The sequence below is a fragment of the Variovorax sp. E3 genome, from assembly GCF_016082275.1.
Taxonomy (GTDB): domain Bacteria; phylum Pseudomonadota; class Gammaproteobacteria; order Burkholderiales; family Burkholderiaceae_C; genus Variovorax.
Genome location: NZ_MOWM01000103.1, coordinates 1 through 16,682, shown reverse-complemented (window position 1 = coordinate 16,682; position 16,682 = coordinate 1). Strand labels below are relative to the sequence as shown.

Below are 16,682 nucleotides of genomic sequence, written 5' to 3'. Positions count from 1 at the left end.
AAAATGACCGATTCTCGCCGCCCGCATCGCCGGGCCGCCTCCGGGGCCTCCCCACCGTTCTTCTCACAATCCAATGTCGTCCCCCAACCTGCATCCCATGCTCAACGTGGCCGTCAAGGCCGCACGCGCCGCCGGCGCGATCATCAACCGCGCCGCCCTCGACGTCGAGGCCGTGCGCATCTCGCAAAAGCAGGTCAACGACTTCGTCACCGAAGTCGATCACGCCAGCGAGCGCGTCATCATCGAGACGCTGCTGGGCGCGTATCCGGGGCACGGCATCCTGGCCGAAGAATCGGGCACCGAGCATGGTGCCAAGGACTCCGACTACGTCTGGATCATCGATCCGCTGGACGGCACCACCAACTTCATCCACGGCTTCCCGGTGTACTGCGTGTCGATCGCGCTGTCGGTGCGCGGCAAGATCGAGCAGGCCGTCATCTACGACCCGAGCCGCAACGACCTGTTCACCGCCACCAAGGGCCGCGGCGCCTACATGAACGAGCGCCGCATCCGCGTGTCCAAGCGCATCAAGCTCAGCGAGTGCCTGATTTCCACGGGCTTTCCGTTCCGCACGGGCGACAACTTCAAGCAGTACCTGGCCATCATGGCCGACATGATGCCCCGCATGGCCGGCCTGCGCCGCCCCGGCGCCGCCGCGCTCGACCTGGCCTACGTGGCCGCCGGCTTCACCGACGGCTTCTTCGAAACCGGCCTGAACCCCTGGGACGTGGCCGCGGGCTCGCTGCTGGTCACCGAGGCCGGCGGCCTGATCGGCAACTTCACGGGCGAGCCCGACTTCATGGAGCAGCGCGAATGCCTGGCCGGCGCCCCGCGCGTGTACGGCCAACTGGTGCCGCTGCTGGCCAAGTACTCCAAGTTCGCCAACGTGGACGACAAGCTGCGCGCCAGCGACCGCGTGCGCGCCGTGTCCGCCTCGACCAAGGCGAGCGCGGAAGACGCATCGGTCGACCTGTACGCCCGCAGCACCGTGCCCGACTTCGCCGACGAATCGGCCGAAGGCGCGGCGGCAGCCGCCCCCGCCGCGGCGCCCGCGCCGCGCAAGCTCACGCGCATCCGCCGTGACGCGCCCGCCGGCAACAACGACTCCAGCCCCTCCGAGGGCGACGCTTCCGCCAAGTGACGATGCTCGGGCCCCGCGCCGCGACCCGGGTTCGCGCCGCCCTGCGCGTGGCGCTGAGCCACTACGTCGCGAGCGGGCTCACCGTGGCGCTGGGGCTGCTGTTCATTTCGGGCGGCATCCACTTCTGGCTCGGCACGCTCGCGGCCTCGGCCGCCGCCACCGGCGTGATCGTCACCGCGCCGCCCGACCTGCCCGGCCCGCGCCGCGGCAAGTTCCTGCAGATGCTGCCGGCGCCGCTCATCGGGCTGCCGCTGTTCTTCGCGGTGCAGATGCTGCACACGGCGCCCATCCGCCTCGGGCTGCTGCTGGTGCCCGCCACCTTCATGGCCTTCCTGGCCATGGCCTGGGGCAAGCGGGGCATCCCCATCGCCATCGCGGTGATGTTCTCGATGATCTTCTCCATGGCCACGCAAACCCCGCGCGACATGGCCGATGCGCTGGAGCGCACCTGGCACTTCGGGCTGGGCGCGGGGCTGTACGTGATCTGGGCCACGCTGGCCAACCTGCTGCTCAACGGGCGCTTTCGCACCCAGTCGGTGGCCGACGTGCTGTATTCGCTGGCCGCGCTCATGCGCACCGAGGCCGGCCAGTTCCTGCCGCATGACGCCACGCGCGACGTGCGCGACACGCCCGCGCCCTTGCTCGGCCAGCTGCTGCGCCAGCAGGCCGCGCTGGCCGACCAGTTGCAGGCCACGCGCGACATCGTGCTCGAGTCGCCGCGCACGCCGCGCCGCCAGCGGCTGGCCGCCATGCTGGTGATCGTGCTCGAAATGCGCGACCAGCTGCTGGCCAGCGAGCTCGACCTCGACGCCCTGCGCGCCCACCCGGCGCATGCGGCGGCGCTCATCGACATGCGCCAGGTGCTCGAAGAGCTGGCCGACGAAACCGTGGCCCTGGCCGACGCGCTGCTCATGCGCCGCCAGCCCGCCGCCGTGGCCGACCGCCGCCCTCGCCTGGCGGCCATTCACGTCTCGGCCGACGACAGCAGCAACAGCGGCGGCCACATCGGCCCACCGCGGCCATGCTCGCGCGCGGCCTGGCCAGCCGCATCGGCCACATCAACGACGAGGTGCTGCGCCTGTCGGCCATGGCGCGCGGCGACGCCGAGCCCAACCTGGCCGTGGTGCGCGCCAATTGGCAGATGTTCGTGAGCCCGACCGACTGGTCGTTTCGCCCCTTCTTCACGCTGTGGCGCTGGGACCAGCCGCCGCTGCGCCACGCCATTCGCGCGTCGCTGGCCATTGCGGCGGCTACGCCATCGCGGTGTCGATGCCCTGGGGCTCGCACGACTACTGGATCCTGCTGACCATCGTGGTGGTGCTGCGCGGCAGCCTCTCGCAGACGCTGGAGCGGCGCAACGCGCGCGTGGCCGGCACGCTGCTGGGCTGCGTGCTCGCGGTCGGGCTGCTGTCGGCGCACCCGTCGGCGCTGGCGCTGCTGGCCATCGTCACGGTGGCGCAGGCCATTGCGCACAGCTTCGCGGTGCGGCGCTACCTCATCACCGCCGTGGCCGCCACCGTGCTGGGCCTGGTGCAGGCGCACATGCTGAACGTGGGCGTGGCGCCCATCTTCGCGCTGTTCGAGCGCATTGCCGACACGCTCATCGGCGCAGCGTTGGCCTGGGGCTTCTGCTACGTGCTGCCCTCGTGGGAGCGCACGCAGATCCCGGCGCTGGTGGCGCGCGTGCTCACCGCGCAGGCCCGCCATGCGCGGCTGGCGCTCGGCCTGGGCCAGCTGCAGGCCATCGACAGCAGCCCCGAACTCGAATGGCGCCTGGCGCGCCGCGAAGCCTACGACAGCCTCTCGGCGCTGGTGCAAGCCACGCAGCGTTCGCTCTCCGAACCGCGCGCGGTGCAGCCGCCGCTGGAGCCGCTGGAGCATCTGCAGGCCCACAGCTACCAGCTGCTCGCGCAGTTGAGCGCCGTCAAATCGATGCTCGTGCTGCGGCGCGACCGCCTCACGCCGGGCGAGGTCGAGGGGCCCATCAGCCGCACATCGCAACGAATCGAAGCCGCCATCGGAACTATGCCGACCAGCGGCCCCTCTCACCCCGAGAGCACCGGTTCCACCACCGTTGGCGGACCGATTCCTCTGCCCGACCCGTTCGACAACGACATCAGCCCCTGGCTGCTGCGCCGACTCGACCTGGCCACGGCCCTGGCCACGCAACTGCGCGACGACGCAGCACGCATTCTTCAACCTCTGACAGAGACAACCACGCAAGCAAAGACGACCACCGCCTGATGACACAAGAGATACTCGCCCATCCCTGGTTTGGCACATGGGTTGCCGCCCTGATCGCAGTTCCCCTTTCTCTTCTCGCGCACCGTATCGGCGGCCTTGTGCTCCGGCGGATCACCCGCCCAGCCCCGACGATCCATTCGATGGTGGTCAATTGCAACGCGGCCGCGCGCATCGTGCTCCCGCTGCTGGCGCTGAACGTGGTGTGGCAGGGCGCGCCCGACGACCTGCACTTCATCGGCAACGTGCGCCACCTCACCGGCCTGCTGCTCATCGCGTCGACCACCTGGCTCGCGGTCAAGGCCATCAGCGGCTTCGCCGACGGCGTGCTCGCGCAGAACCCCTCGGACATCGCCGACAACCTGCAGGCGCGCCGCGTGCTCACGCAGACCCGCGTGCTCGCGCGCACCGCCGCCACGGTGGTGCTGGTGGCCGGCGGCGCGATGATGCTCATGACCTTTCCGGGCGCGCGCCAGGTCGGCGCCAGCCTGCTGGCCTCAGCCGGCGTGATCGGCATCGTGGCCGGCCTGGCGGCCAAGCCCGTGTTCAGCAACCTCATCGCCGGCCTGCAGATCGCGCTGGCGCAGCCCATCCGCATCGACGACGTGCTGGTGGTCGAGGGCGAGTGGGGCCGCGTCGAAGAGATCACCGGCACCTTCGTGGTCATCAAGATCTGGGACGAGCGCCGGCTGATCCTGCCGCTGACCTACTTCATCGAGAAGCCCTTCCAGAACTGGACGCGCCACTCGTCGCAGCTGCTGGGCGCGGTGTTCATCTACGCCGACTACGGCATGCCGCTCGCGCCGCTGCGCGAGGAGGTCGAGCGCATCGTGAAGTCGTCGTCCGAATGGGACGGCCGCTTCTTCAACCTGCGCGTGACCGACGCCACCGAACGCACGATGCAGGTCCGCGTGCTGTGCACCGCGGCCACGTCGGGCCTGGCCTTCGACTTGCGCTGCAACGTGCGCGAAGGCCTGATCGACTTCATGCAGCGCGAGTACCCGCAGTTCCTGCCGAAGATGCGCATCGAGAGCGAAGGCATGCAGGAGCAGCGGATGCCGCAGCCGGCGCAGCACGCCTGAGCGTGGCGCCCGCTGCGGGCTTCGCCGTTACCTGGCCGAAGCCAGCATGTAGTCCACCGTCAGGTTCGCCAGCGCCCGCACGCCGTTCACCAGCGCGGGCTCATCGACGTAGAACTCCGGCGAGTGGTTCGACGCGGCCTTCGTCACGTCCACACCCTTGGGCGTCACGCCCAGGTTGAAGAACAGGCCCGGCACGCGCTCCTGGTAGAAAGAAAAGTCTTCCGACGCCGTGGCCTTGGGCCCGAGCATCCAGTTGCCCTCGCCCGCCACGCGCTGCAGCGTGGGCGCCATCTGCGCGGTCAGCGCGGGCTGGTTGACCGTGGCGTTGTACAGCTCCACCACCTTGAAGGTCGCCTCGCGCCGGCGCTGGCGGCAATCGACTCCGTGGTGCGCTTCATGCGCGCGTGGATGTCCTTTTTCATGCCTTCGTCATACGTGCGCACGGTGCCCATCATCTCGACCTTCTCGGGCACGATGTTCATGCGGTTGCCGCCATGGATGGTGCCCACGGTAATGACCGAAGGCTCCAGCATCGCGTTGACCTGCCGGCTCTGGATGGTCTGCAGGCCCATCACGATCTGCGAGGCCACCACGATCGGGTCGATGCCGCCCCAGGGGCGCGCGCCGTGCGTCTGGCGGCCCTTCACGTCGATCCAGAACTGGTCGGCCGCCGCCATGGCCGCGCCGCTGCGCCACGCGAGCTTGCCCGACTCGATGCCGCTGCTCACGTGCAGGCCGAAGATGGCGTCGACCTTCGGGTTGTCGAGCACGCCCTCGGCCACCATCTGCTTGGCGCCCCACATGTTGCTGCCGTTGGGCTCGAAGTCGGCCGGGCTCTCCTCGGCCGGCTGGAAGATGAACTTGACCGAGCCCTGCAGCTGGTCCTTCATGCCCGCGAGCACTTCGGCCGTGGCCATGAGGATCGCGACGTGGGTGTCGTGGCCGCAGGCGTGCATGACGTCGACTTCCTTGCCCAGGTACTGGCCCTTGGCCTTGGAGGCGAAGGGCACGTCGACGCGTTCCTTCACGGGCAGCGCGTCCATGTCGGCGCGCAGCGCCACCACCGGGCCCGGCTTGCCGCCCTTGAGCAGCCCGACCACGCCCGTCTTCGCCACGCCGGTCTTCACGTCGAAGCCGAGCTTGCGCAGGTGGTCGGCCACGAGCTTGGCGGTGCGCGTTTCGTAGTTGCCGAGTTCGGGGTGCTGGTGAATGTCGCGGCGCCACGCGATCAGCCGTGCCTCGACCGCCTTGGCGCGCGTGTCGATCTGCGCCTGCAGCGAGGCGGCGTCGCCGGCCTGCGCGCTTGCTGACGTGGCAGCGGTGGCGGCGCAGAACATCAGCGCGGCGGCGAGCACGGGGCTCGCGAGATTCTTCTTCAGGTGCATGTTTGTCGTCTCCGGTTGAAATGATTTTTTTCCGTGGGCCTCGGCCGAGGCCGGGACTCTAGGTCGCGGCACCCGGCGTGTATGTCCTCACGGGTGAGGACACGGGAACTTCGCCGCGGCCCACCATGGCATTATTTGCGCGCCGGAGACACACATGACCAACGAATTGCCCGTGCAGGACGCATGGCTCGCAGAAGCCGTCCAGCACCTGGGAAGCCCCGCCTTCCATTCCCGCCTGCTCGAAGGCCTGCACGCCGCGCTGGGCGTGGACCACGTGAGCTACCTGAGCTACGACGCGCGCGGCCGCGTGCAGGCGGCCTCGGCGGCGAGCATGCTCGACCAGCACCTGATCGAGTCGACCACCGAGATCTTCGTCAAGCGCTTCTACGCGCGCGACCCGCACTACCCGCTGATGTGCAGCGACACGCGCCGGCCCGCCGCGCCGCGCCCCGAGCTGCAACTGCTGTGGACCTCGCCTACCGGCATCGGCGACGCCGAGTACCGACGCCTGCTGTTCGACAGCCCCGGCTTCACCGGCAAGGTGTCGCTGGTGCGCCGCTGGCGCGAGCAGACCTGCTACCTCAACCTGTACTTCTCGCGCACGAAGGCGCAGCGCGACCGCACCACCCGGCTGATGCGCGCGCATGCGTCCACGCTCATGGCGCTGGTGCACCGCCACGACGAGATCGCGTCGCTGCAGCGCGTGCCTGAAGAACCGCAGGCCTGGCCCGAGCTCTCGCCGCGCGAACGCGAGACGGCGCGCCTGCTGGCCGACGGCTGCACCGCCAAGGAAATCGGCCGCCACCTGTCGCTGTCGCCGGCCACCGTCATCACCTACAAGGAACGCGTCTACGCCAAGCTCGGCGTGCAGAACCTGCGCGAGTTCCTGACACGCGCGGCGCATTGACCGCGCCCCTTTTTCTTATCGACATCAGGACCGCCATGAGCCACGCTCTTTTGAAGAAACTGCTGGGCGCACTGCCCGTTGCCGCCGCCCTCGCCTGCGGCCCCGGCCAGGCGCTCGCCGAGCCCACCGTGGTCGCGCCCGTCAAGGGCTACACCTTCGCGGGCGACAAGCTCGTGCCCTTCGAGGCGCTGGCTTTCGACAAGGGCCGCGTGCTCGGCGTCGGCGAAGCCGCGTCGCTCGCCAAGCAGTACCCCGACGCGCGCAAGATCGACGGCCAGGGCCGCACACTGCTGCCGGGGCTGATCGATGCGCACGGCCACGTCTTTCGCATCGGCTTTCGGCAGAGCGAAGTGGTGGTCACCGACACGCGCACGCTGGCCGAGGCACAAGCCAGGATCAAGGCCTACGGCCAGGCCAACCCCGCGCGCCAATGGATCATGGGCTCGGGCTGGAACCAGGTGATCTGGAAGCTCGACCGCTTTCCCACCGCGGCCGAACTCGACGCCGCCATTCCCGACCGCCCGGTGACGCTGCGCCGCGTCGATGCCCATGCGATCTGGGCCAACACCAAGGCGCTGCAGATGGCCGGCATCACGCGCGACACGCCCGACCCGGTGGGCGGGCGCATCGAGCGCGATGCCAAGGGCGAGCCGACCGGCATCCTGATCGACAAGGCACAGCTGCTGCTCACCAAGGTGATGCCGCCCTACACCGACGCCGAGCGCCGCCTCGCGCTCGACTCGGCCATGCGCCACTTCGCCTCGCTGGGCCTTACCGGTGTGGGCGATGCCGGCACCGGCGCCGACGAAGTGCGCATCTACCGCGAATTCGCCGACGCGGGCAAGCTGACCTCGCGCGTCTACGCGATGATCTTCGACGTGGGCGACGACTACAAGAAGCTCTCCGCCCAGGGCCCGCTCAAGGGCTATGGCAACGAGCGCTTCAGCCTGGCCGCCGTGAAGCTCTTCGCCGACGGCGCGCTCGGCAGCCGCGGCGCCGCGCTGCTGGAGCCCTACAGCGACGACCACAACAACAAGGGCCTGCTCTTCATGGACGACGCCGCGATGCGTGCCAAGGTGCGCACCGCGCTGAAGGCCGGCTACCAGGTCAACGTGCACGCCATCGGCGACGCGGCCAACCGGCAGATCCTCGACGCCTTCGAGGCCGCCTACAAGGAAGACGCCGGCGGCATGGCGCGGCGCAACCGCGTCGAGCACGCGCAGGTGGTGTCGCTGCAGGACATTCCGCGCTTCAAGACGCTGGGCCTCGTCGCGTCGATGCAGCCGACCCACGCCACCAGCGACATGAACATGGCCGAAGACCGCGTGGGCAAGGAGCGCATCAAGGGCGCCTATGCGTGGCAGACCTTTCTGAAACAGGGCACGGTGATCGCGGGCGGGTCTGACTTTCCGGTCGAGTCGGCCAACCCCTTCTTTGGCCTGCACGCCGCCGTGACGCGCACCGACCACGAGGGCAAGCCCATCGCCGGCTGGCACCCCGAAGAGGCGATGACGCTGCCGCAGGCGCTGCGCGCGTTCACGCTCGACGCGGCCTATGCGCAGCACCAGGAAAAATCGATCGGCTCGCTGGAGCCCGGCAAGTGGGCCGACTTCATCCTCGTCGACCAGGACCCGTTCACCGCCGCGCCGGGCGATATCTGGAAGACCAAGGTGCTGGGCACTTGGCTCGCGGGCGAGCAGGTCTACGCGGCGCCTTCCGCACCTGCTGCGCGCTGACCCGCCACGCCGGCCGCGCCGCCACCGCGCGCGCCAGAATCGGCGCCGACATGACGATCGACGTGCGCGTTTCGCCCAGATGGTTGATGCTGCCGACAAAGGCCTCCAGGTGCTCGATGTCGCGCGCGATCACCTTCAGCACATACGAGTCCTGCCCCGTCACGTGCAGGCACTCGAGCACCTCGGGCTTGCCCTTGAGCAGCTTCAGCAGCCGCGCCTTGTCGGGCTGCAGCGTGGTGATGCCGACCAGCGCCGTCACGGTGTAGCCCACCTTGCGCGGCGGCACCACCGCGCGGTAGCCCTCCAGCACGCCGGCCTCTTCGAGCCGCTTCACGCGCTCCGAAGTCGAGGGCACCGACAGCCCGACCTGCCGCGCCAGCGCGGTGAGCGAAGTGCGCGCGTCCTGCTGCAGCACGTCGAGGATCTGCCAGTTCTTGGGGTCGATTTCCATGGATTTCAGGCCGGAGTGAGGCGCGGGCTTCCGATTTCAGGCCAACGGGCCGATCGGCCTGCGCTTTGCCATTCTCTCCAACGGGCGGGCCCGGGACAATTCCGGGCATGGACTTTCCGCTCTTCTTCAAGGCCCTGGTCATCGGCCTCTCGATTGCCGCGCCCGTCGGCCCCATCGGCCTGCTGTGCATCCAGCGCACGCTCGCGCACGGCCGCGCCATCGGCTTCATGAGCGGGCTGGGCGCGGCGCTGGCCGATGCGTTCTACGGCGCCATCGGCGCGCTGGGCGTGTCGGCCGTCATTGCGTCGATGGTGGCCGCGCGCGTGCCGCTGGCGCTGGGCGGGGCGGCGTTTCTGGCGTGGATGGGCGTGCAGTTGCTGCGCGCGCCGGCCGCCACCACGGCGCGGTCGGCGCAGGACGCGACCACGCCGCTGAAGGCCATGCTGTCGGTGTTCGCGCTCACGCTGGCCAACCCGATGACGGTGCTGTCCTTCGTGGCCGTGTTCGCCTCCATCGCCACCGGGCACGTGAGCGGCGCGCCGGCCGCGGCGACGATGGTGCTCGGCGTGTTCCTCGGTTCGGCCCTGTGGTGGCTGGGGCTGTCGACCATGGTGTCGTCGGTCCGGCACAAGCTCGGCGCGCGGTCGATGCAGTTCATCAACCGGCTGTCGGGCACGGTGCTGCTGGGCTTTGCCGCGTATCAGCTCTCGACGCTGCTGTCGCGCTGAGCCGGCGCGCGGCGCATCGCGGGCAGCGACAGATTCGTCAGCGCCCGCAGCAGCCATTCGACGGGGCCGTAGGCAAAGTGCCGCATCCACCAGTGGCTCAGCAGCATCTGCACCGCGAATATTGCAAAGGCGAACGCGAAGGTCATCAGCGGCCCGACCGTGCCGATCTGCCGCAGCCCGTAGGCCAGGAAGATCCACGCGCACACCAGCGACTGCAGCAGGTAGTTCGACAGCGCCATGCGGCCCGCCGGCGCCAGCCATGTCACCAGCGCGCGGCCCCGCGCCGTCTGGAACAGCAGCACCAGCCCCGACGCATAGGCGGCCGTCAGGAACGGCGCCGTGAGCAGGGTCGCCGACAGGCCGAGCACCTCGCGGCCGCCCTCGTTCATGCGCAGGGTCGACAGGCCGTAGTACACCGCGCCCGGCAGGCCGACGGCCAGCCCCCAGAACAGCAGCCGTTTGAACAGCGCGCGATGCGCCGCGACGCCGGCATTGGCCAGCAGCCCGCGCCGCCCGGCGATGAAGCCCGCGAAGAACATCGCCAGCGCGTTCGGTGCCTGCGCCAGCGCGATCACCACCCACACCTGCCCCAGCTCGCGCACATGCTGCACGATCACCGTGAACGGCGTGCCGCGATACGCCCGCAGGGCGGCGGCCGCCTCGGCATAGGCGCCGCGCGTGTCGGCCTCGATGCCCGCGTGCATCAGCAGGTAGCCGATGGCGGCCCACATCAGCGACACCACCAGCACCAGGCCGACGCCGCAAAGCAGCATGAACTTTTCGCCCCGCCGCCGCAGCACCAGCAGCACGCCGCCCAGCACCGCGTAGGTCGTGAGGATGTCGCCGTGGTACAGCAGCACCGCATGCAGCAGCCCCAGCACCCACAGCCCCGCCAGCCGCCGCAGCATGCGCGGCACGAAGGGCTTGCCATCGCGCTCGGCCGACTGCATCTGCAGCGTGAAGCTGTAGCCGAACAGGAACGAGAACAGCAGGTAGAACTTGGTCTCGAACAGGAAGGCCCGCGCAAAAAGCGCGGCGCGCTCGGCCACCGTCTGGGCCATCGGGTCGGGCACGCCCATGCCGTAGAAGGGTGAGGCGAAGGTCGCGATGTTCACCACCAGAATGCCCAGCAGCGCAAAGCCGCGCAGGGCATCGACCAGTGACTGGCGCTCGCGCTCTACCATCGCGCTCATGCCGCGCTCCCGGGGCGCAAGAAGCGGCTGACGACCAGCCGCAGCATCGGCGCCTCGGCCTCCGGGTCGAAGCCCGCGTCGACCGCGAGCCGCGCGAAGACGCCGTCGATCAGCGCGGCGATCCAGGTCGCGGCCTGTTCCGGGTCCAGGTCTGCATCGACCTGGCCGCGGGCCATGGCCGTGCGCAGCATCGCGGCCATGGCCGTGCGCGTTTCGGCGTCGCTGGCCGCTACCTTGGCACCGACGGCGGGGTTGCGAATCGACTCGGCCGCGACTTCGAGCGCCAGGCGAGAGTAGGTCTTGTCGGCGGCAAAGGCCATCACCACGTCGAGGAAGCCGAGCAAGGCTTCCAGCAGGTCGGGCGCGTCGTCGAGCGTGGCGAAGTAGGCGGCGGTGTCGCGCCGCTCTTCCTCGACGATGGCCTCGACGATGGCGCTCTTGCTGTCGAAGTAATGAAAGAGATTGCCCGGGCTCATGGCCGCGGCGGCGCAAATCTCGGCGGTGGTGGTGGCGTGGAAGCCCCGGCGCGCAAAGCAGTCGGCGGCGGCTTCCATGATCTGGCGGCGCTTGGCCTGCTGGCGCTCAGGATCGACTTTGCGCATGGTGTGGCTCGAACAGTTCGGTCATGCGCCAATTATTAGACTGAATGCTCGATCTATTATTCAGGAATCCTTAAGACCGCGCGAAGCGGCCCGGCTCTGCCGCTTCTGGACGATGCCGTGAATCGTGTCCATCAGCAGGCGCGCGCCCTCGCTCAGCTCGGCGTTGCGCCGCACCGTGAGCCCCACCGGCCCCTCGGTGCTGGCCGTGTCGATGGCCAGGCGCTTCAGCTCGCCGCGCGAAACAAAGCCCTCGACCGCGCCCTGCGGCCCGAACCACACCGCGTCGGAGCGTTGCAGCAGCCCGACCACGAAGCTGGTGTCGGTCGCCTCCACCAGCCGGTTCGGCAGCGCCACGCCCTGTGCAATGAGAAAGGCGTCGGCCGTGTGGCGGATCAGCGAGCCCGACACCGGCAGCACCAGCGGATAGCCGGCCAGCACGTCGAGCGCCGGCTTGCGCCGCGACGCCAGCGGATGCCCCGGCCGCACCACCAGCAGCAAGGGTTCGCTGTAGAGCTGCTCGAAGGCCAGGTCGGCCATGGCCGATGCCTGCGCGAGCCGGCCCAGCACCAGGTCGATTTCGCCCTGGCGCAGCTGCATCATCAGCTGCGCATTGATGCCGCTGACCACGCGCACGCGCAGCGCCGGGTGCGAGGCATGCAGCAGCGCGACCGCCTCCGGCAGCAGGTTGGCCGTCATGTTGGGCAAGGCGCCGACGGCCACATGCAGCTGGTCGGCCTCGGGCAGGTCCATGGCCAGGCCCAGGCCTTCGCTGAGCCCGCGCAGCGCCGACACCGCATGGCGCACCAGCACCTCGGCCGCCGGCGTGAGCTCGACACCTCGGCGCCGGCGCAACAGCAGCGGGCGGCCGACGATTTCTTCCAGCTCGGCCACGGTCTTGGACACCGCCGGCTGCGTGAGCGACAGCGCCTTGCCCGCGCGCACGAGGTTGCGCTCCTGCGCCACCATCACCAGGCATTGCAGGTGGCGCAGCTTCAGGCGAGAAAAGTTCATGGCTGACATCGGGCTTTCCTCTGTGGGATGGGTTTTTAAATATAACCATCTGGAATACCTGGCGGAAGAGCTTTCAGTTGTGCCGCCTCCGCCACCGGCCTAGAGTTGCCCACAACAAGGAGACAAGCCCAGACATGACCACCGGTTTCACCCAAACCTTCGGCGGCACGCGCCGCCGCCGCCTCGCCGTGGCCGCCGCCTGCGCGGCGCTGCTGCTGCCCTTCGGCCCGGGCGCCACGGCCCACGCGGCCGACGCGCCCTACCCCACCAAGGCGGTGAAGCTGCTCACCAACTTTCCGGCGGGCGGGCCCATCGACATCCTGGCCCGCGCGCTGGGCGACGCGCTGCAGAAAGACCTCAAGCAGCCCTTCATCGTCGACAACCGCCCCGGCGCGGGCGGCAACATCGGCGCCGACCTGGTGGCCAAGAGCCCGGCCGACGGCTACACGGTGCTGCTGGGCATCGACACCACCTTCACCATCAACCCGCACCTCTACCCGTCGATGCCCTTCGCGGCCAAGGACCTGAAGCCGCTGATGATCTTCAGCTCGTCGGGCCTGAGCTTCGGCGTGGCCGGCAACGTCAAGGCGAAGACGCTGCCCGACTTCATTGCGCAAGCCAAGGCCGAGCCCGCCACCTTCAGCTCGGCCGGCAACGGCAGCCCGGGCCACATCGCCGCGGAAATCTTCGCGAGCGAGACCGGCGCCAAGATCACGCACGTGCCCTACAAGGGCAACGCGCCCGCCGTGCTGGCGCTCATGGGCGACGAGGTGCAGGCCGGCATCCTGGCCACGCCGGGGCTGCTGCCGCAGGTGCAGTCGGGCAAGCTGCGCGCATTGGCCGTGACCGGGCGCCAGCGCTCGCCGCTGCTGCCGCAGGTGCCCACCGTGGGCGAGCTGGGCCTGAAGAACCTGGAGTTCGAAGTGCTCTACCTGGCCATGGTGCCGGCCGCCACGCCCGAGCCCGTGATGCAGACGCTGCGCGCGTCGCTGCAAAAAGCCATGGCGCTGCCCGAGATCAAGTCGCGCCTGGCCTCGCTCGACATGGTGCCGCTCGCGGAAACCGGCACCGCCGCCAGCGACCACCTGGCCGCGAGCCTTGCGCGCTACGGCCGCATCGTCAAGGCCACGGGCATGAAGGTCGACTGAGCGGCCCTGCGCCGTCTTCGGGTTTACACGGGCAATGGTTGATTTGAACAATCGAGTGCAGCGTCTTCAGAATCGTCCGCAACCGCGGACCTCGCGGCCACACTCACTGGCCACCGCCCGAACCGACGAAGACAAGGACCTGCCCATCATGCTGCCGACCCCCACCCTCACCCGCCGCCTTGTCGGCCTGCTGGCCATTGCCGGCTTCACGGCGGCTTTCGCCACCACCGCAGCCGCGCAGCTCAAGCTCGACAGCCCGCTGCACATCGTGGTGGGCTATGCGCCCGGCGGCGCCACCGACCGCGTGGCGCGCGTGGTGGCCGACAAGCTCGGCACCAAGCTGGGCGTGGCCGTCATCGTCGACAACAAGCCCGGCGCGGGCGGCCGCCTGGCGGCGCAGCAAGTGAAGATCACCCCCGCCAACCAGAACGTGCTGATGCTCGCCAACCCCGCCGTCATGGTGGTGGCACCGCTGGTCTTCAAGGACAACAACTACGACGCCGAGCGCGACTTCGTGCCCGTGTCTTACGTCAACGACTACGACTTCGCGCTGGCCGTGTCGCCCACCCTGCCGGTGCGCGAACTGAGCCACCTGCTCGCGTGGATGCGCGCCAACCCGTCGCAGGCCAACGTGGGCGTGCCGGCCACCGGCAGCCTGCCGCACTTCTTCGGGCTCATGATGGGCGAGAAGGCCAAGGTGCAGACCCAGGTGATCGGCTACCGCGGCTCCGCGCCGCTGCTGAACGACCTGATCGGCGGCCAGGTGCCCATTGCCGTGGACACCGAAGACGTGGTGCTGCCGCAGCACGCGGCGGGCAAGCTGCGCATCCTGGCGCTGTCGGGCGCCAAGCGCTCGAGCTTCGCACCCGACGTGCCCACCTTCAAGGAAGCCGGCCTCGACCTGGCCGCCACCGGCTGGAACACCTTCTTCGCGCCCACCAGCATGCCCAAGGCCAAGGTCGAGCAACTGGCCACCGCCATCCGCGAAGTCATGCAAGACCCGGACACGCAACGCAAGTTCAAGGACTCCGGCATGACGCCGGTGGTCAGCACGCAGGCGCAGACCGTGGCCATGCTCAAGGCCTACCGCGCGCAGTGGGCGCCCGTCGTGCAGAAGTCGGGCTACCAGCCCTGACCCCCTCACTCCACCAAAGAGACATGACCAGACCCAACATCATCTTCATCGTCGCCGACGACCTCGGCTATGCCGACCTGGGCTGCTACGGCGGCCGCGACGCCGCGTTCGGCCCCGTGTCGCCCGTGCTCGACGGCCTGGCCGCCAACGGCCTGAAGCTCACGCAGGGGTATGCCAACTCGCCCGTGTGCTCGCCCACGCGCTTCGGCATGATCACCGGGCGCTACCAGTACCGCCTGCGCGGCGCGGCCGAAGAGCCCATCAACAGCAAGAGCCGCGGCAGCACCACCCTGGGCCTGCCGACCGACCACCCCACGCTGCCGTCATTGCTCAAGGCCAGCGGCTACCAGACCGCGCTCATCGGCAAATGGCACCTGGGCTACCCGCCCACCTTCGGGCCGCTGCGCTCGGGGTACGACGAGTTCTTCGGACCCATGTCGGGCGGGGTCGACTACTTCACGCACTGCGACTCCACCGGCCGCCACGACCTGTGGTTTGGCGAAGAGGACAAGGTTGAAGAGGGCTACCTCACCGACATCTTGTCGAAGCGCGCGGTCGACTACGTGGACCGCATGGCCAAGCAGGAGGCGCCCTTCTTCTTGAGCCTGCACTACACCGCGCCTCACTGGCCGTGGGAAACGCGCGACGACGCGGCCAAGGCGCCGAACATCAAGGACAACCTGTTCGACCTGGCCGGCGGCAACATTCACGTGTACCGCCGCATGATCCATCACATGGACGAAGGCATCGGCTGGATCATGGCCGCGCTCGAAAAGCACGGCATGGCCGACAACACGCTGGTGGTGTTCACCAGCGACAACGGCGGCGAGCGCTTCTCGGACAACTGGCCGCTGGTGGGCGGCAAGATGGACCTGACCGAAGGCGGCATTCGCGTGCCATGGATCGCGCACTGGCCCGCCGTGATCGGCAAGGGCGGCGAGAGCACGCAGCTGTGCATGACCATGGACTGGTCGGCGACCATGCTCGACGCAGCGGGCGTGTCGGCAGACCCGGCCTATCCGCTGGACGGCGTGTCGCTGATGCCCGTGCTGAAAGACGCAACCCAGAGCTTCCGCCGGCCGCTGCACTGGCGCATGAACCATCGCGGACAGCAAGCACTGCGCGATGGGGACTGGAAGTATCTGCAGGTGGACGGGAACGAATACCTGTTCAACATTCCCGCGGATGAACGCGAGCGGGCGAATCTTGGGAAGAAGGAGCCAGAGAGGCTGGCTGCGATGCGGGCGGATTGGCTGGCTTGGAATGCGACGATGCCGGCGATTCCGGAGGACGCGACTGTGAGTTTGGGGTACTCGGTCAAGGATATGCCGCAGAGGTGAGGTGAAGTGACGGGCGGGCTTGCGGCATTCGCGGGCGCGCCCTGCTCTGAAGAAAGAATCGGTCCTTCAGAGGCTTCACTTTCATTCAGAGTCTTCCGCCGAGATCATCAATCAACTCCTGGACGCCGCTGGTGACCAACTCCAGCGGATGATCCCGGCAATATTTGTCCAGATAGGCAAGCACCGTCGTGGGGGCGAGGGTCTTGTTTGGCGTCTGCTTTTTTGCAGCGTTGTTGAACGCGCTGATGTAGCCCCACGTCCACTGAACAATGCCTCTGTCATAGGCAGCAAGCCCCTCTCTGCGCCACGCGATGTGCTTGCCGCAACCTTCTGCGCCGAGGCCGTGGTGATAGATCAATTCTTCTTGGGCGGCGACAGCGACTGAACTGGTTGCGCAGGCGGTGAGGATGACAAGTACGAAGGATCGCATTTTTTCTCCGAGGTCTTTTACTTGTCATTGTCTTTTGTTCCGGGCGCTCATCGACGTTTGTGGCGTTGATTGGCGGTTTCTTCGTGCCCCCTACAGGGCCTCCTTTGTTTTAGAGACCGTTGAAATGGTCTGAGTGAGTGACTCCTGCAGAC

The 16,682-nt window shown here is 68.7% G+C and carries 12 protein-coding genes and 3 pseudogenes; 9 read left to right on the top strand and 6 right to left on the bottom strand.

The features are described from left to right. The first annotated feature begins 73 nt into the window (after positions 1–73). From BMG07_RS27645 to BMG07_RS27635, 3 genes and pseudogenes are all read left to right on the top strand, one after another. Complete coding sequence (locus tag BMG07_RS27645; protein WP_198087216.1) at positions 74–1,141, top strand: inositol monophosphatase family protein; 1,068 nt, start codon at positions 74–76, stop codon at positions 1,139–1,141. Between the two features lie 2 nt (positions 1,142–1,143). Then, a pseudogene (locus BMG07_RS27640) lies at positions 1,144–3,385 on the top strand (FUSC family membrane protein). Then, a complete protein-coding gene (locus tag BMG07_RS27635; protein WP_198087215.1) occupies positions 3,385–4,464 on the top strand; it encodes a mechanosensitive ion channel family protein in 1,080 nt (359 codons plus the stop codon). Before BMG07_RS27640 ends, BMG07_RS27635 begins: the two are co-directional and overlap by 1 nt. Positions 4,465–4,491: 27 nt before the next feature. On the opposite strand, the pseudogene BMG07_RS27630 reads toward BMG07_RS27635, so the two are convergent. Further along, positions 4,492–5,801, bottom strand: a pseudogene (locus tag BMG07_RS27630) (amidohydrolase). A gap of 202 nt (positions 5,802–6,003) precedes the next feature. Here BMG07_RS27630 and BMG07_RS27625 point away from each other — a divergent pair. Beyond that, positions 6,004–6,756 carry a helix-turn-helix transcriptional regulator gene (locus BMG07_RS27625; RefSeq protein ID WP_198087214.1) on the top strand — a complete coding sequence of 251 codons (753 nt, stop codon included), beginning with the start codon at positions 6,004–6,006 and terminating at the stop codon, positions 6,754–6,756. A gap of 35 nt (positions 6,757–6,791) precedes the next feature. Beyond that, positions 6,792–8,492, top strand: coding sequence for an amidohydrolase (locus BMG07_RS27620; RefSeq protein ID WP_198087213.1), 1,701 nt, complete (start codon positions 6,792–6,794; stop codon positions 8,490–8,492). A gap of 7 nt (positions 8,493–8,499) precedes the next feature. Here BMG07_RS27620 and BMG07_RS27615 read toward each other — a convergent pair. Beyond that, a pseudogene (locus tag BMG07_RS27615) lies at positions 8,500–8,943 on the bottom strand (Lrp/AsnC family transcriptional regulator); the annotation flags it as partial. Between the two features lie 107 nt (positions 8,944–9,050). On the opposite strand from BMG07_RS27615, the gene BMG07_RS27610 reads away from it, so the two are divergent. After that, entirely contained in the window at positions 9,051–9,671 is a 621-nt protein-coding gene (locus BMG07_RS27610; RefSeq protein ID WP_198087211.1) for a LysE/ArgO family amino acid transporter, read from the top strand. On the opposite strand, the gene BMG07_RS27605 is transcribed toward BMG07_RS27610, so the two are convergent. From BMG07_RS27605 to pcaQ, 3 genes are read right to left on the bottom strand one after another with little or no spacing between them, the layout of a single operon-like run. Continuing rightward, positions 9,644–10,864, bottom strand: coding sequence for a DUF418 domain-containing protein (locus BMG07_RS27605; protein WP_198087210.1), 1,221 nt, complete (start codon positions 10,862–10,864; stop codon positions 9,644–9,646). The two genes, BMG07_RS27610 and BMG07_RS27605, sit on opposite strands and share 28 nt — an antisense overlap. Next, on the bottom strand, positions 10,861–11,466 hold the full coding sequence (locus tag BMG07_RS27600) for a TetR/AcrR family transcriptional regulator (RefSeq protein ID WP_198087209.1): 606 nt from the start codon (positions 11,464–11,466) through the stop codon (positions 10,861–10,863). Before BMG07_RS27600 ends, BMG07_RS27605 begins: the two co-directional genes overlap by 4 nt. Before the next feature lie 60 nt (positions 11,467–11,526). Continuing rightward, positions 11,527–12,486: a pca operon transcription factor PcaQ gene (gene pcaQ, locus BMG07_RS27595; RefSeq protein WP_269759440.1), complete on the bottom strand. Its 960-nt coding sequence runs from the start codon at positions 12,484–12,486 to the stop codon at positions 11,527–11,529. Positions 12,487–12,611: 125 nt separating this feature from the next. On the opposite strand from pcaQ, the gene BMG07_RS27590 reads away from it, so the two are divergent. The 3 genes from BMG07_RS27590 to BMG07_RS27580 all read left to right on the top strand — a co-directional run bounded on the left by BMG07_RS27590 (position 12,612) and on the right by BMG07_RS27580 (position 16,100). Next, positions 12,612–13,625 (top strand): tripartite tricarboxylate transporter substrate binding protein, encoded by a 1,014-nt coding sequence (locus BMG07_RS27590; RefSeq protein ID WP_198087208.1) that lies wholly within the window; start codon positions 12,612–12,614, stop codon positions 13,623–13,625. Positions 13,626–13,773: 148 nt separating this feature from the next. Beyond that, complete coding sequence (locus tag BMG07_RS27585; protein WP_198087207.1) at positions 13,774–14,760, top strand: Bug family tripartite tricarboxylate transporter substrate binding protein; 987 nt, start codon at positions 13,774–13,776, stop codon at positions 14,758–14,760. A gap of 23 nt (positions 14,761–14,783) precedes the next feature. Beyond that, entirely contained in the window at positions 14,784–16,100 is a 1,317-nt protein-coding gene (locus BMG07_RS27580) for a sulfatase (protein WP_198087206.1), read from the top strand. Between the two features lie 85 nt (positions 16,101–16,185). On the opposite strand, the gene BMG07_RS27575 is transcribed toward BMG07_RS27580, so the two are convergent. After that, positions 16,186–16,530 carry a hypothetical protein gene (locus BMG07_RS27575; protein WP_198087205.1) on the bottom strand — a complete coding sequence of 115 codons (345 nt, stop codon included), beginning with the start codon at positions 16,528–16,530 and terminating at the stop codon, positions 16,186–16,188. Positions 16,531–16,682: the final 152 nt, after the last annotated feature.

Coding starts and splice junctions, on each gene's coding strand:
- BMG07_RS27645 (WP_198087216.1), top strand. CDS start 74: ATGTCGTCCCCCAACCTGCATCCCATGCTCAACGTGGCCGTCAAGGCC.
- BMG07_RS27635 (WP_198087215.1), top strand. CDS start 3,385: ATGACACAAGAGATACTCGCCCATCCCTGGTTTGGCACATGGGTTGCC.
- BMG07_RS27625 (WP_198087214.1), top strand. CDS start 6,004: ATGACCAACGAATTGCCCGTGCAGGACGCATGGCTCGCAGAAGCCGTC.
- BMG07_RS27620 (WP_198087213.1), top strand. CDS start 6,792: ATGAGCCACGCTCTTTTGAAGAAACTGCTGGGCGCACTGCCCGTTGCC.
- BMG07_RS27610 (WP_198087211.1), top strand. CDS start 9,051: ATGGACTTTCCGCTCTTCTTCAAGGCCCTGGTCATCGGCCTCTCGATT.
- BMG07_RS27605 (WP_198087210.1), bottom strand. CDS start 10,864: ATGAGCGCGATGGTAGAGCGCGAGCGCCAGTCACTGGTCGATGCCCTG.
- BMG07_RS27600 (WP_198087209.1), bottom strand. CDS start 11,466: ATGCGCAAAGTCGATCCTGAGCGCCAGCAGGCCAAGCGCCGCCAGATC.
- pcaQ (WP_269759440.1), bottom strand. CDS start 12,486: ATGTCAGCCATGAACTTTTCTCGCCTGAAGCTGCGCCACCTGCAATGC.
- BMG07_RS27590 (WP_198087208.1), top strand. CDS start 12,612: ATGACCACCGGTTTCACCCAAACCTTCGGCGGCACGCGCCGCCGCCGC.
- BMG07_RS27585 (WP_198087207.1), top strand. CDS start 13,774: ATGCTGCCGACCCCCACCCTCACCCGCCGCCTTGTCGGCCTGCTGGCC.
- BMG07_RS27580 (WP_198087206.1), top strand. CDS start 14,784: ATGACCAGACCCAACATCATCTTCATCGTCGCCGACGACCTCGGCTAT.
- BMG07_RS27575 (WP_198087205.1), bottom strand. CDS start 16,530: ATGCGATCCTTCGTACTTGTCATCCTCACCGCCTGCGCAACCAGTTCA.